This is a genomic window from Actomonas aquatica (assembly GCF_019679435.2).
Classification (GTDB): domain Bacteria; phylum Verrucomicrobiota; class Verrucomicrobiia; order Opitutales; family Opitutaceae; genus Actomonas; species Actomonas aquatica.
Window position 1 is genome coordinate 4,547,926 of sequence record NZ_CP139781.1, and the last position, 12,726, is coordinate 4,560,651.

A 12,726-nucleotide genomic window follows, 5' to 3' on the forward strand; every position below is an offset into this window, starting at 1 on the left:
GGGGCGGGCGGCGTCAGATGGCGATGCGTTCGCGGCCGGTTTCGGTGGTGGGTGGCGTCTCGGCCTCGGTGTCGGCGAGGACCCAGGTGTCCTTGGAGCCGCCGCCTTGGGAGGAGTTGACGACGAGGGAGCCCTTGGTGAGGGCGACGCGGGTGAGGCCGCCGGACATGATGCGAACCTTGTCGCCGTAGAGGATGTAGGGACGCAGGTCGAGGTGGCGGCCCTCGATGGCCTTGCCGTTGTTGCAAACGGTGGGGCAGCGGGAGAGGCCGAGGGTGGGTTGCGCGATGAAGTTGCGCGGGTGGGCGATGATCTTGGCGCGGAACTCCTCGATCTGCTCGCGGGTGGATTTGGGGCCGACGAGCATGCCGTAACCGCCGGCCTCGTTGACGCTTTTGACGACGAGGTCGGGGAGGTTTTCGAGCACGTAGGCGCGGTCCTTGGAATCGGAGGTGAGGAAGGTGTCGACGTTGGGGAGGACGGGGTCTTCCTGCAGGTAGAAGCGGATCATATCCGGCACGTAATAATAGATCGCCTTGTCGTCGGAGATGCCGGTGCCGATGGGGTTGGTGAGGGCGACGTTGCCCTTGCGGTAGGCTTCGAAGAGGCCGGGAACGCCGAGGAGGGAGTCCTTGCGGAAGACGGTCGGGTCGAGGAAGTCGTCGTCGATGCGGCGGTAGATGACGTGCACCCGCTTGAGGCCGTGGGTGCGCTTCATATAGACCTTGTCGTCCTGGACGACGAGGTCGTTGCCCTCGACGATATCGATGCCCATCTGGCGGGCGAGGAAGGCGTGTTCGAAGTAGGCGGAGTTGTAGACGCCGGGGGTGAGCAGGACGACGGTGGGCTCCTCGATGTCGGGGGCGAGGGAGGTGAGGAGGTTAAGCAGGTCTGACGGGTAGTTGGAGACCGGACGCACGCCGTATTTGCGCAGCAGGTTGGGGAAGACGCGCTTCATGACCTGGCGGTTTTCGAGCACGTAGCTGACGCCGGAGGGAGTGCGCAGGTTGTCTTCGAGCACACGGTAGGTGCCGTGTTGGTCGCGCACGAGGTCGGTGCCGTTGATGTGCACGTGGCGGTTGAGCGGCAGGTTGACGCCGACGAGTTCGCGGCGGAAGTGGGCGCAGCTCTCGACCAACTCACGCGGGACGATGCCCTCCTTCACGATGTGTTGGTCGTGGTAGATGTCGTAGAGGAACTGATCGAGCGCGATCATGCGCTGGGTGAGGCCGCGCACGAGGTGGCGCCACTCGTCGGCGGCGATGATGCGCGGGATCAGATCGAAGGGGAAAATCTTCTCGGTGCCGGCCTTGTCGGAGTAGACGGTGAACGTGACGCCGCGGCGCTTGAAGGTCTTGTCGGCGGTCTTCTGCCGCTGGGCGAGTTCACCCATGCCGTTAAGGCGGGCGTAGCGGTCGAAGAGGTTTTGGTAGTGCGGGCGGGGTTCACCGGCGTCGGTGAACATTTCGTCGTAGAAGGGGCCAGTGTCGTAGTTGGCGAAGAGATCGGACATGATGAGGCGGGCGTTCGGACAGGGGGGGCGGGTTTTAGGGAGCGTAATCGGTCCAGAGGAAACTTTGTTCGGCGGCGAGCAGGGTGCCGTCGGTGGCGGTGAGGGTGAGCGACCAGGCGACGGGGGCTTCCTCGGGATCGATCCAATCGCGACCGGTGAGGCCGACGTGGACGGCGTGACTGCCGGCGGGCAGGTCAAAGGTGAACGTGTGGGGCTCGGCCTGGGTGGTGCCGGGACGCACCACCTCGAGTTGCACGGTGGTGCCGGGATAGGCCGTGGCGGCGTCGGTGCGAATGAGCCAGTAGTAACCGCCGCGCGCGTTGGGCTGGGAACGCAGGGCGTTCTGGTTGATGGCGTCGGGGCTGCTGCCGAAGTATTCGCCGAGGCGGGTGAAACTGGTGGCATCCCGGTAGCCGGGCCAGACGCGCACGAGTTGGACGCGGGTCGCCGAGGAATCGGTGGGCGTGTCGGCGAGGGCGATGGCGGGGGCGGTCAGGAGGAGGGAGACGAAAATGGCGGTGAGGGATCGACGCATGCGGGGCCCGGCAACATGACGCAGAGTCCGACCGGGGGCAAGTCCGGTGCAATTCCTGTGCCGAGCCGCAGAGGATTTATCGGTGATCAGGGTAAGTTGAGCTCGGTGGCGGCGGACGGTTCGAGGCTCAGGTCCTGATAGCGACGGAAGCTGAGGGGGTTGGCAGTCCAACCGCGGACTTCCGGGCGAATGAGGAAGGGTTGGGTGCCGTGATAGAGCGGGACCATCGGCAGCTCGGTGAGGAGGCGAGTCTCGGCCTCCTGATAGGCGGCGAGGCGCGTGGCTTCGTCGGGGGCGCGAGCGGCGCGGGCGAGGGCGTCGTCGTAGGCGGCGTCGCTCCAGCCGGTGGCGTTGTTGCCGCCGTCGGTGATGAAGAGGGCGAGGAAGGTCTCGGGGTCGAGGTAGTCACCGATCCAGGCGGCGTTGGAGATGTCGTAGTTGAGGGCACGCTCGTCGCTGAGCCACACGCGTTGCTCTTTCACGGCGATCTCGGTGCGCAGGCCGAGCTCGCGCTGCCACATCTGTTGGATGGCTTCGAGGACGAGGCGGTCGATTTCGCGCGGGCGGGTAATGACTTCGAGGGGGCGCAGGCCGTCGCCTTTGGGGTAACCCGCGGCGGCGAGGAGGCGGCGGGCTTCGTCGGGATCGTAGCGCAACGGCGTCTCGGCAGTGTAGCCGTTGGTATTCGGGGGCGTGAGACGGGGGGCGGCGCGTTCGCCGCCGGTGAGCACGTGGTCGGCGAGGGCGTCGCGATCGATGGCGAGGGCGAGCGCGCGACGCACGCGCGGGTTATCGAGCGGCGGGCGGGTGGTGTTGAACCGCATGAAGGCGGTCTGGAAAAACGGGTCGAGGCGCAGGAGCTCCGGGGCGTCGGTCTGGTAGGCCTTGATTTTGGTGAGGGGCAGGCCGGAGGTGATGTGGAGTTGACCGGCGCGGAAGGCGTTTTCCTGAGCGGTGACGTTGGCGTAGGGGTGAAAAACGACGGCGTTGAGGGCGACGGCGTCGGCGGTGCGGAAGTGCGGGTTGCGCTCGGCGCGCAGGTGTTGATCGGGCGACCACTCGGTGAGTTGGAAGGGACCGTTGCCGATGAGGGTGCCGGCGCGGGCCCAGGGGTTGCTGAGGTTGATGGTGCCGCCGAGTTGGCGGAGCACATGCAGCGGCACGGGGTAGGCGACGGGTAGGGTCAGGATGGCCGGCAGGGCGGGCGTGGGATGTTCGAGCTCGATGCGGAGCGTGAGCGGATCGACGACCTTCACGCCCACCGCGACGAAGTCGGGTATCTCGCCGGCGGCGAAACGTTCGGCGTTTTTGATGGGGAAGAGGACGTAGGCGTATTCGGAGCCGATGGAGGGGGCGAGGGCGCGCACGAAGGAGTCGCGAAAGGTCTGGGCGTCGAGGGGTGTGCCGTCGGACCACTGCAAACCCTCGCGCAGGTGGAAGGTCCATGTGAGTCCGTCGGTCGAAGTTTCCCAAGACTCGGCCGCACCGGGCACGATGCGGGAGGTGTTGGCATCGAGAGCGGTGAGGCCTTCGAACAAGGCGGTGATGACCTGCATGTCGCTGAAGGCGATGGCGAGGTGCGGGTCGAGGGTCTCGGGTTCGTCGGAGATGGCGAGATGCAGCACGCCCTCGCGGTTGCCGACCTCGACGGCGGACTCACGCGGCGCGCAGCCTACGGCCATGAGGAGCAGGAGCAGCAAAGCGGACAAAAGCGTGAGCGGGGCGGCGGCGAAGCGAGGGCGCATGGAGGGAAAGAACGGTCGCCTGCAGACGATCGCAAGTTTGCGACGGGGTCTTGGAGCTTGCGGGCGCGGGGGCGGCGGCCTGTCATGCCGACGAACCCTCAACCAGTGAACAGCATGCAATGGTATTACGCTCTGAACGGCCAACGGGTTGGCCCGGTTTCCCCTCAAGACTTTGCCCAGGCCGTGGCCGACGGCACGGTGACCGGCGAGACCTTGGTCTGGCACGAAGGGATTCCGGCGTGGGTGCCGTGGCAGACGATCTCCGCAACGACGACGCTACCGGCGGTGGGCGCGGAAGGCGCGGGGAGCGACCTGCCGCCGGCCTTGGGCGCGCCGGAAGCGACGTCGGCAGGAGCAGGAGCCGCGGCGGAGGCTTGGACGCGGGCTGAGTTTGTGCGGCGCCTGCGGGAGAACGGCTTCGCCTTCAGCCTGGGCGAAGGGATCGGCCGTATTTGGAAAACCATGACGGACGGGTATTGGCTGGGACTGGGCGTGGTGGTGGTCGTGGCCCTGCTCACGATCGTGGCGGGGATGCTGCCGGTGATCGGCCTGCTCGCGAATATTCTGGTGGCGCCGCAGCTGACGGCCGGTGCGATGTGGTTTTTCCTGCAGCGCACGCGAGGGGAGAGTCCGGCGTTTGAGTCGGTGTTTGATGGCTTCCGGCTGCGTTTCGTGCCGCTGCTATTGCTCGGGCTGATTCAGTTTGCGGCCAGTTTCCTCATCGTCGGCCTGATGATCCTGATCATGCTCCCGTTCGGCCTGAGTCTGGATGCGCTGCAGGATAACGAGGCGATGGCGGCGATGATGAGTGGTGGGCTCGTGCTGACCTTGATGGGATTTGGCTTTGTGATCTCGATCGTGGCGGCCCGTTTCATGTTGGCCCACGTCATTGTGATGGACCAACCCGCTATGAACGTGATCGACGCTCTGTTGCTCAGCTGGCGAATCACCGGCATGCGATTCTGGTCGTTGTTGGCGATCTGCGTGCTCGTGATCGTCGTCACCTTTATCGGCTTTTTGCCCTTCATTGTGGGCTGGATCTTCCTGTTGCCGCTGGTGCCGGCGGCGGTGGCGCGGGTTTACGAAGACGCGCGTTTGTCGGCTGCGGGCACGCCGGCAGAATAATTGCGATAATGAGGGGTTGAGCTGAGCCGGTGAGCTGTCATGGAAAGTGGCACGCTTTCCTCAACCTCCATGGACTGGTTCTACGCGATCAACAACAACCGGCAGGGACCGGTGAATCCGGAAACACTCGCACGTCTCGTCAGCGACGGCACGATCACCGCGGAGACCTTGGTCTGGCGGCAGGGCATGGCGAAATGGGAACCCTATGGCGAGGTCGCGGCGGCCGAGGGACTCGATGTGCCGGGGCAGGGCGTGGACCCGGACTCGGCGATCTGCGCGGTCGACGGCAAACGTTATCCCAAGCGGGAGATGGTGGAGTATGAGGGGCGCTGGATCAGCGCCGGCAACCGCGATGTATTCTTTCAACGACTACGTGAGGGGGTGCCGCTCGATACCGGCAGCATCGTGCCGGGGCCGTATGGTTACGCGAACTTTGGCCGCCGCTTTGTAGCCAAGCTGCTTGATGGTTTCATCGTCTACGTCCTCAACACGGTGTTGCAGATGCTGACGATGCCGCTCTTCGCCTCCTCATTCATGCGGGATCCGGAGGCGATCTTCACTTACTCGATCATCATCCAGCTCATCGGTATCGTGGTCGGTCTGTCCTACGGCATTCTCTTTATCCGCAAGTTTGACGCCACGCCGGGCAAACTGGCTCTGGGCCTCAAGGTCCTCCGGGCGAATGGCGACAAGCTCTCCATAGGGCGCATCATTGGACGTTACTTCTCTGAATGGCTGAGCGGTCTGATCCTCGCGATCGGTTACCTCATGGCCGCGTGGGATGACGAACAACGCACCCTGCATGACCGCATTTGCGACACCCGCGTGATCAAGGCGCGCGCCTAATTTTCCTCCCGCACTGCATAGCATCATGGCACCCGAGCTCCTGACCAAGATCAAGTGTCCGCAGTGCACGAAGAACTTGGAGGCGATCGCTTGGGACGGAGACGGCGAGGCGACCTGCACCTGGTGCCAGACGCCCTTCGCGATTGCGGCCACCTATCCGGCCCTGGCGGCACCGGCGCAGGCCCCGGTCCCGACGGCCGTGAAAGTCGAAGCGGGGGCGACCTGTTTTTATCACGACGAAAACGAGGCGGTGCACACCTGCGACCATTGCGGGCGTTATCTGTGCAATGTCTGCAGTCTCGAATTCGACGAAGGCGTGACCTGTCCGGCATGTGTCTCCGTGAAACGAAACGAGAGCGACGAGGCGGTCGGCTCGCGCGTGTTGTATGACCGACTGGCGCTGGGCTTGGCGGTGCTGCCTCTGATCATATGGCCGTTCACCCTGCTCACGGCGCCCACCACGATCGGCGTGGTGATCTACGGGTGGAAAAAACCGACCAGTCTGGTGGGGGGGGGCAAAGCCCGCATGTTGATCGCGGCCGCGGTGGCGTTGATCGAGATCGTAGGATGGACGTTGGTCTTCGTCGGAGGATTTCCCCGCTAAACGGAGGCGCAGTGCGCATGGCGAAGAAGGAAAAACGTTACCATCGGCTCACCCGGCCCCGCTCTGGGCTCGGCACCTATGACAGTCTTTGGCGGGGCAAGGACCACTTGCTGGTGGTGAGTTCGAGCGGGTTCTCCGAATCGTATTATCGGTTTTTCCTGCGCGATATTCAGGCCTTCCTGGTGCGGCCCTCGAAGCGTTATTTCTACTTCAACCTCATCGGAGGCTGTATCGCTGGGCTGTCGCTCATGCCGCTGTTGGCGGATCTGGTGACCAACAAGTCGATGGAAGCGGCGATAGCGGACTGGATCGGTTTCGCCTTCCTTTTTGTCCCGAGCTTTTTGGTGCTGGTGGTGAACCTCATCAAAGGTCCCAGTTGCGTGGTTTCGGTCAGCACGGCCTTGCAGACCAAGGAACTACGACCGGTGGGGCGGCGCCGGACCTGGCGTCGGGTGCGGGCGAAGATCGAGCCCTTGATCCAGGAGGCGCAGGCGGCGTTGGTGAGCGCGGCTCAGGTGCCCGCGGAGCCGGTGGAGGTGCCGCCGATGCCGGACCCCACCCCGACGCCTACGCCTACTCCGACCGTAATCCCGAACTCCGACGACGACTCCGCGGATAACGGTGGTGCTGCCTCGCCGCCTCCACCGCCCGCATGAACGTTCCGCCCCTGCCGAAGACGGACGGCGCTGAGCCGGCCAGCCCGACGCGGGCGGCGCCGGTGCAAAAGCGACGTTGCATGCGCCACGCCCAACGTGAGGCGGTGGCGAAGTGTCTCGGCTGCGGCGGAGCCTTGTGTCGGGAGTGCGTCTCCACCCACGGCGGCAAAATTTATTGTGCGCCCTGTCGCGGCAAACTTCTCGCGGCGGAAGCGGAGGCGGGCAAACCGCGGCGACGTTTCGGGCCGGTGGTGCGACGCTGGGTGCTGTCGGGCCTAGCATTTCTCTTGGCCTGGACGGTGTTTTTGTTGATCGGGCGATTTGCGGTGAGCATTCCGCCGACGACCCATGACGCGACGTTGTGGGACCACTGGCAGGAGGGCGGACCATGAGCGCGGCGCGTCGTCAGTCCAAGCCGCTGAAGGACAGGGAAGGCATCGGTGGCGTGGCCATGGTGGAGGAGGCCCTGCATCTGCTGCGGCAGGCGCCGGCGGGTTGGTGGGTGTTGTATCTGGCCGGTGTGGTGCCGTGGCTGACGGGGCTGTTGTGGGTCTGGTCGCGCTGGGTCTGGCTCAAGCCCACGGCGGGCGAGCAGGCGTGGTTGGCGCTGTTGTTGGTGGGGCTCTTTTTCTGGCTCAAAGGCATGCAAAGCGAGTGCGCGGCGCGGCTGCTGGCGCTGCGGCACGGACGTCCGGCGGAGCCATGGTCCTGGCGGCGTTGGACACGGCGAGCGCAGGCGCAGTTTCGACTGCAGGCGTGGGGGCTGGTGGTGCTGCCGGCGATGGCGGCGCTGACGCTGCCCTTCGGTTGGGTGATGGCCTATTACCAAAGCGCGACGGTCCTGGGTGACGCGGAGAATCTCGATGGGGAGTCGCGGGCGCGGGCGATGGACTGGCCCGGGCAAAACCACCTCGGCCTGCTGTGGGTTTCGCTCGGCAGCCTCATCGTCTGGGTGAACCTCGCCACCTGTTTCTACCTGCTGCCGTGGTTGGCGAACCGCCTGCTCGGCATCGAAAACCTCTTCGCGACGCGCGGCATCCTGCTGCTCAATTCCACCTTCCTGCTCGTCGTGACGATGTTGGCCTGGATGGCGGTGGATCCGTTGATCAAGGCCTTCTACACGCTGCGGATTTTCTACGGGCAATCGCGGCGGGAGGCGAGTGACCTACGGGTGGAGTTGCGAACGCTGCTGGCGGGCAGTCGGGCGGCCCGCGTGGTTTCGGTGGCGTTCGTGGCGCTGGTGTTGGCGGGCAGCGGCATCGGCAGCAACCCGGCGCGCGCGGCCGAAGGCGACGCCAGCCGGATGGACGTGTCCGAGGCGGAGGTGCAGGCGGCGATCGACCGGGCGCTGCAGCAAACTGATTTTAAGTGGAACCTGCAGCCCCTGCCGCCGCCGCCCGATGAGTTGGCGGAGAAAGGATGGATGCAGGACATGGCGGAGTCGGCGCGGGATGCGGCGGTTGCGTTGCGCGACTCGATCCGGCGCACTTGGAGGCGCGTCACCGACTGGTTGGACAGCTGGACGAAGCCTGACAACGCGCCGGTCGTGCAGGAACGGCCCACCCGAGTGCGAGACGACGATGGCGGCGGCTCCTGGCTGACCCCGTTCCTCTACATCGTGTTGTTCGGCATCGTGCTCTTGCTCGGCTGGCTGGTGTGGCTGGCGGTGAAGAGGGGACGTATGCAGGTCGTGCCGGAAGTCATGGCGGCGCCGTCTGAGGCGGCGGTGCCGGATCTGCGGGACGAGCGGGTGCACGCGGCGCAGTTGCCGTGGGATCGCTGGCTGCAGTTGGCGCGCGAGTGCATGGATCGCGGGGAGTGGCGCTTGGCGTGGCGGGCCTTGTTTTTGGCGCAGTTGGCGCGACTGGCGGCGGAGGATTGGCTGCGACTGGATCCGGCCAAAACCAACCTGACCTACGAACGTGAATTGGCGCGCAACGTGCCGCACGATCCGGCGGTGGTGACCGGGTTTCGCGGGCGTCGCCAGGGCTTCGAGCGGGTGTGGTATGGCCGTGCCGAGGCAGGCGTGGACGAAGCCGAACAATGGTGGACGGAGCTGCGGCAGACGCCGGCGCCGTCGGCCCCGGCAGAAAGGGCGGTGGGATGAAGTCACGTTTTACCTGGGTCGCGCTGCTGGGACTGATCGTGCTGTTGGGCGCGGTGATTGTGCAGACCTATCATCGTCGGATCGCGCGCGACCTGTATCCGCTCTACTCCAGCCTGCGGGCGGATCGGCTCGGGCTGCGGGTCTTGCACGATACGATCAACGAGTTGCCGGGGCACCAAGCGACGCGCTGGAAGCGTGACCTGGCCGATCTGCGGGACACGCCGGACCGCGTGGTGCTGCTGGCCGGACTCGTGCCGGCGGAAGGCGAGTGGCTGGGCATGGGCAACGACGCGCGGCAGGCGCTGCAGCGGGCGGCTTACGCCGGGAACCGGGTGGTGCTCGCCTTTCGACCGCTCCGGGATGTGGCCAACCTTTTCGGGGAAAATCAGGGCATCGGGGACCCGAACGAAGACGAAGACAACGACGCGGAGGAGGAAGCGGATCCGCTGCCAAACGACACCGCGGAGTCCACGGAAGGCACATTCGTTTCGCTGGGTTTTGCGTTGCGGCGACGCTACGTGCACGACGACCGCGGGTTGGCGACCGCGACCGACGCAGCGCGGCAGCGGGGACTGCCGTCGGCGTTGCGCTGGCGGAGTGATGCCGCGCTCGAGCGGATGGATGACGTCGAAGGCTCGTGGCAGGTGCTCTACACCTATGGCGGTCGCCCGGTCGTGATGGAGCGGGCGCTGGGCCGCGGTTCGCTGGTGGTGATGCTCGAAACGTATCCGCTCAGCAATGAAGCGCTGCATGTCGCTCCCGAACCTTCGCTGGTGCGCTGGCTGCTCGACGGCAGCCGACAGGTGGAGTTTGTCGAAGCGCATCTCGGTGTGCGCGAGGATCCGGGTCTGGCGGCCTTGGCGCGGCGGTATGGCCTGTCGGGCGCGTTGATCGTGATCGCGCTGTGGGCGCTCCTGCTGGTGTGGCGGCGCACGGTGCTGTTTCTGCCGGAGCCGCCGGAACCGGCGACGCTCGATCTTACCTACGAACCGACGGCCGGCCTCGAAGCGCTGCTGCGCCGCTCGGTGCCGCCCGGCAAAGTGATGGACACCTGCGTGACGGAGTGGAAACACACGGCCCCGCCGCGCGAGCACGAGCGGCTGCAGCGTCAGCCCGGACTGTCACCAGTCGATGAATACAACCAGATTTCCCGCGAGCTGCGGCCGCGTTGACCCTTCCCCCAAACCGCCCCTCTGAATCCTCCGCTTTATGTCGAATCCTGTTCTCGAAAAATTGGTTCCCACCCTCAACGCGGCCCGCGCCGAGATCGCCAAGGTGATCATCGGACAGGAGGCCGTCATCGAGCTGGCACTCGTCACCCTGCTCACGCGGCAGCACGCGCTGCTGGAAGGCGTGCCCGGCGTGGCCAAGACCCTGCTGGTGCGCACGCTCGCGGCGGTGCTCGGTGTGCCGAGCGGGCGCGTGCAGTTTACGCCCGACCTCATGCCGGCCGACATCACCGGCACCAACGTTTTTAACCTGAAGGAGAACGCCTTCACCCTGATCAAGGGCCCCGTGTTCACCTCGTTTCTGCTGGCCGACGAAATCAACCGCGCGCCGGCCAAGACGCAGGCGGCGCTGTTGCAGGCCATGCAGGAGCGCGAAGTCACGATTGATCGCGACACGCATCGGTTGGATGAAAACTTCACGGTCTTCGCGACGCAGAATCCGGCGGATTCCGAAGGCACCTATCCGCTGCCGGAAGCGCAGAAGGATCGCTTCATGGTGAAGATTCAGATGGATGCGCCCAACCGGGAGCAGGAGCTGGAACTGGCCCAACGTTTGCTCGGCCAGGAGACGCCCGAGAAGGTGTTGGCGAGTGGCGGCGTGCAACCCGCGCTGGCCGGTGGCGAACTCGCGGCGCTGCGCGAGGTGCTGCAGAGCGTGACGATGCGCGAAGAGGTGGTGACTTACGCGGTCGACCTGGTGCGGGCGACCCGCGAGCACGAAAGTGTGATGGTCGGCGCGGGACCGCGCGCGACGCAGGCGTTGCTGTTGGGCGGTCGGGCCAAGGCGGCGTTGGCCGAGCGCGACTTTGTGACGCCGGACGACCTGCGGGCGCTGGCCGAGCCGGTGCTGGGGCATCGTCTGGTGCTGCGGCCGGAGTTTGAAATCGAAGGCCTGACGATCGACGAAGTGCTGGAGCGCCTGCTGGAACAGGTGCCGGTGCCGCGGTGAGGACGGACCATGATGGTCGATGTCACCAATGAACGGATACGATGATTGAGCCCGTGCACAGTCCGCAACCGGAAGGCCCGCAGTCCAGTGTGGTGCCGGGGCGGCGCCTGCTCGCGGGCGTGGCGGTGGTGGCGTTGTATGCCTTGCTGTGTGCGGCGTGGGACGAGTTGGCGGGCACGTGGCTGTTGGCGCTGGGCGGCTGGCTGCTGGTCGCGTTGGTGGACCTGGCTTGGAGTCTGCAGACGGTGAAGACGCCGGAGCTGAGCGTGGCGGAGGTGGTGCGCTTCACCAAGGACCGGGCGGGCACGTTGCGGGTGCATCTGGCGCGGCGGGAGGGCACGCCGGATCGGCTGCGGTTTGCGTTGGCGCTGCCGGGCGGGTTTACGGACGAACGGGACGAAGTTATGCTGACCCTGCCGGAGGAGGCGAAGTCGCATGTCGACTGGAAGGCGACGCCGGCGGCGCGGGGACGTTTTTATGGTGTGCGGGCGGCGTGTGAGCTGCGGTCGTGCTGGGGCTTTTGGGAGCTGCGGGAACGGCGAGTGTTGCCGTGCGAGCTGCGGGTGTATCCGGACCTGTTGAAAGAGCGGGCGGTGATGGCGGCGATGTTCCTCGATCGCGGTCAGTTTGGACAGAAGGTGACGCGCACGATCGGGCGCGGGCGGGAGTTTGAGAAGCTGCGGGAGTATCAGCCCGGCGACGGTTTTGATGAGATCCACTGGAAAGCGACGGCGAAGCAGGGTTATCCGGTGACGAAGGTGTTTCAGGCGGAGCGCACGCAGGAGATTTATGTGGTGCTCGACACCTCGCGACTGAGTGCGCGGCCGGTGCAGATGGACGGCATCACGACGACGGTGTTGGAGCGTTACCTGACCTCGGCGCTGGTTTTGCTGCAGGCGGCGCAGCGGCAGGGGGATCGGTTCGGACTGGTGGCGTATGGGAGCCGCGTGCGGGCGTTTCTGCGGGCGGGTAATGGAGCGGCGCATTACGGGGCGTGTCGGGAGGCGGTGCACACGCTGCAGCCGGTGCCGGAGACGCCGGACCCGGCGGAGATCGTGCGGTTTCTGCGCACACGACTGAGGCGGCGGGCGTTGTTGTTTTTCCTGACGGACCTGAGTGATCCGGTGTTGGCGGAGGAATTTGCGCGGCACATTGGACCGCTGGCGCGGCAGCATCTGGTGATGATCAACCAGGTGCGTCCGCCGGGCGTGCAGCCGCTCTTCGCCGGCGAGGCCGTGACGGAGACGGCCGAAGTGTATCAGCGACTGGCGGGACATCTGCGCTGGTCGGAGTTGCGCAAGGTGAGTCAGTTGCTGCGGCCGCAGGGCGCGACGGTGGCGATGATGGATGACGAAGCGTTGGCGGGGCATTTGGTCACGCAGTATCTCGAAGTGAAACGGAGGCAGGCGCTGTGATT

At 65.7% G+C, this 12,726-nt stretch carries 12 protein-coding genes; 9 read left to right on the forward strand and 3 right to left on the reverse strand.

Going from position 1 to position 12,726, the window contains the following annotated elements:
* Nucleotides 1–13: 13 nt before the first annotated feature.
* The 3 genes from K1X11_RS17405 to K1X11_RS17415 form a co-directional block, all read right to left on the reverse strand.
* Nucleotides 14–1,513 carry a circularly permuted type 2 ATP-grasp protein gene (locus K1X11_RS17405; protein ID WP_221033052.1) on the reverse strand — a complete coding sequence of 500 codons (1,500 nt, stop codon included), beginning with the start codon at nt 1,511–1,513 and terminating at the stop codon, nt 14–16.
* 34 nt (nt 1,514–1,547) lie between these two features.
* Nucleotides 1,548–2,048, reverse strand: a complete 501-nt coding sequence (locus K1X11_RS17410) for a hypothetical protein (RefSeq protein ID WP_221033053.1) — start codon at nt 2,046–2,048, stop codon at nt 1,548–1,550.
* Between the two features lie 86 nt (nt 2,049–2,134).
* Nucleotides 2,135–3,793, reverse strand: a complete 1,659-nt coding sequence (locus tag K1X11_RS17415) for a peptide ABC transporter substrate-binding protein (protein WP_221033054.1) — start codon at nt 3,791–3,793, stop codon at nt 2,135–2,137.
* A gap of 84 nt (nt 3,794–3,877) precedes the next feature.
* Here K1X11_RS17415 and K1X11_RS17420 point away from each other — a divergent pair, with 84 nt between their 5' ends.
* The 9 genes from K1X11_RS17420 (at nt 3,878) to K1X11_RS17460 (ending at nt 12,724) form a co-directional block, all read left to right on the forward strand.
* On the forward strand, nt 3,878–4,918 hold the full coding sequence (locus K1X11_RS17420) for a DUF4339 domain-containing protein (RefSeq protein ID WP_221033055.1): 1,041 nt from the start codon (nt 3,878–3,880) through the stop codon (nt 4,916–4,918).
* Nucleotides 4,919–4,987: 69 nt separating this feature from the next.
* On the forward strand, nt 4,988–5,764 hold the full coding sequence (locus K1X11_RS17425; protein WP_221033056.1) for an RDD family protein: 777 nt from the start codon (nt 4,988–4,990) through the stop codon (nt 5,762–5,764).
* 25 nt (nt 5,765–5,789) lie between these two features.
* Nucleotides 5,790–6,368 (forward strand): hypothetical protein, encoded by a 579-nt coding sequence (locus K1X11_RS17430; RefSeq protein WP_221033057.1) that lies wholly within the window; start codon nt 5,790–5,792, stop codon nt 6,366–6,368.
* A 17-nt stretch (nt 6,369–6,385) separates the two neighbouring features.
* On the forward strand, nt 6,386–7,024 hold the full coding sequence (locus K1X11_RS17435; protein ID WP_221033058.1) for a hypothetical protein: 639 nt from the start codon (nt 6,386–6,388) through the stop codon (nt 7,022–7,024).
* Nucleotides 7,021–7,416 carry a B-box zinc finger protein gene (locus K1X11_RS17440; RefSeq protein WP_221033059.1) on the forward strand — a complete coding sequence of 132 codons (396 nt, stop codon included), beginning with the start codon at nt 7,021–7,023 and terminating at the stop codon, nt 7,414–7,416. The genes K1X11_RS17435 and K1X11_RS17440 overlap by 4 nt, the downstream gene beginning before the upstream one ends.
* Complete coding sequence (locus K1X11_RS17445; protein WP_221033060.1) at nt 7,413–9,131, forward strand: hypothetical protein; 1,719 nt, start codon at nt 7,413–7,415, stop codon at nt 9,129–9,131. The genes K1X11_RS17440 and K1X11_RS17445 overlap by 4 nt, the downstream gene beginning before the upstream one ends.
* Nucleotides 9,128–10,303 (forward strand): hypothetical protein, encoded by a 1,176-nt coding sequence (locus tag K1X11_RS17450; RefSeq protein WP_221033061.1) that lies wholly within the window; start codon nt 9,128–9,130, stop codon nt 10,301–10,303. Before K1X11_RS17445 ends, K1X11_RS17450 begins: the two co-directional genes overlap by 4 nt.
* A 37-nt stretch (nt 10,304–10,340) precedes the next feature.
* Nucleotides 10,341–11,309, forward strand: a complete 969-nt coding sequence (locus K1X11_RS17455) for an AAA family ATPase (protein ID WP_221033062.1) — start codon at nt 10,341–10,343, stop codon at nt 11,307–11,309.
* Nucleotides 11,310–11,350: 41 nt separating this feature from the next.
* Nucleotides 11,351–12,724, forward strand: coding sequence for a DUF58 domain-containing protein (locus K1X11_RS17460; protein ID WP_221033063.1), 1,374 nt, complete (start codon nt 11,351–11,353; stop codon nt 12,722–12,724).
* Nucleotides 12,725–12,726 lie beyond the last annotated feature (2 nt).

Excerpts from the sequence above, each read along its gene's own strand:
- K1X11_RS17405 (WP_221033052.1), bottom strand. The coding sequence starts at position 1,513 with ATGTCCGATCTCTTCGCCAACTACGACACTGGCCCCTTCTACGACGAA.
- K1X11_RS17410 (WP_221033053.1), bottom strand. The coding sequence starts at position 2,048 with ATGCGTCGATCCCTCACCGCCATTTTCGTCTCCCTCCTCCTGACCGCC.
- K1X11_RS17415 (WP_221033054.1), bottom strand. The coding sequence starts at position 3,793 with ATGCGCCCTCGCTTCGCCGCCGCCCCGCTCACGCTTTTGTCCGCTTTG.
- K1X11_RS17420 (WP_221033055.1), top strand. The coding sequence starts at position 3,878 with ATGCCGACGAACCCTCAACCAGTGAACAGCATGCAATGGTATTACGCT.
- K1X11_RS17425 (WP_221033056.1), top strand. The coding sequence starts at position 4,988 with ATGGACTGGTTCTACGCGATCAACAACAACCGGCAGGGACCGGTGAAT.
- K1X11_RS17430 (WP_221033057.1), top strand. The coding sequence starts at position 5,790 with ATGGCACCCGAGCTCCTGACCAAGATCAAGTGTCCGCAGTGCACGAAG.
- K1X11_RS17435 (WP_221033058.1), top strand. The coding sequence starts at position 6,386 with ATGGCGAAGAAGGAAAAACGTTACCATCGGCTCACCCGGCCCCGCTCT.
- K1X11_RS17440 (WP_221033059.1), top strand. The coding sequence starts at position 7,021 with ATGAACGTTCCGCCCCTGCCGAAGACGGACGGCGCTGAGCCGGCCAGC.
- K1X11_RS17445 (WP_221033060.1), top strand. The coding sequence starts at position 7,413 with ATGAGCGCGGCGCGTCGTCAGTCCAAGCCGCTGAAGGACAGGGAAGGC.
- K1X11_RS17450 (WP_221033061.1), top strand. The coding sequence starts at position 9,128 with ATGAAGTCACGTTTTACCTGGGTCGCGCTGCTGGGACTGATCGTGCTG.
- K1X11_RS17455 (WP_221033062.1), top strand. The coding sequence starts at position 10,341 with ATGTCGAATCCTGTTCTCGAAAAATTGGTTCCCACCCTCAACGCGGCC.
- K1X11_RS17460 (WP_221033063.1), top strand. The coding sequence starts at position 11,351 with ATGATTGAGCCCGTGCACAGTCCGCAACCGGAAGGCCCGCAGTCCAGT.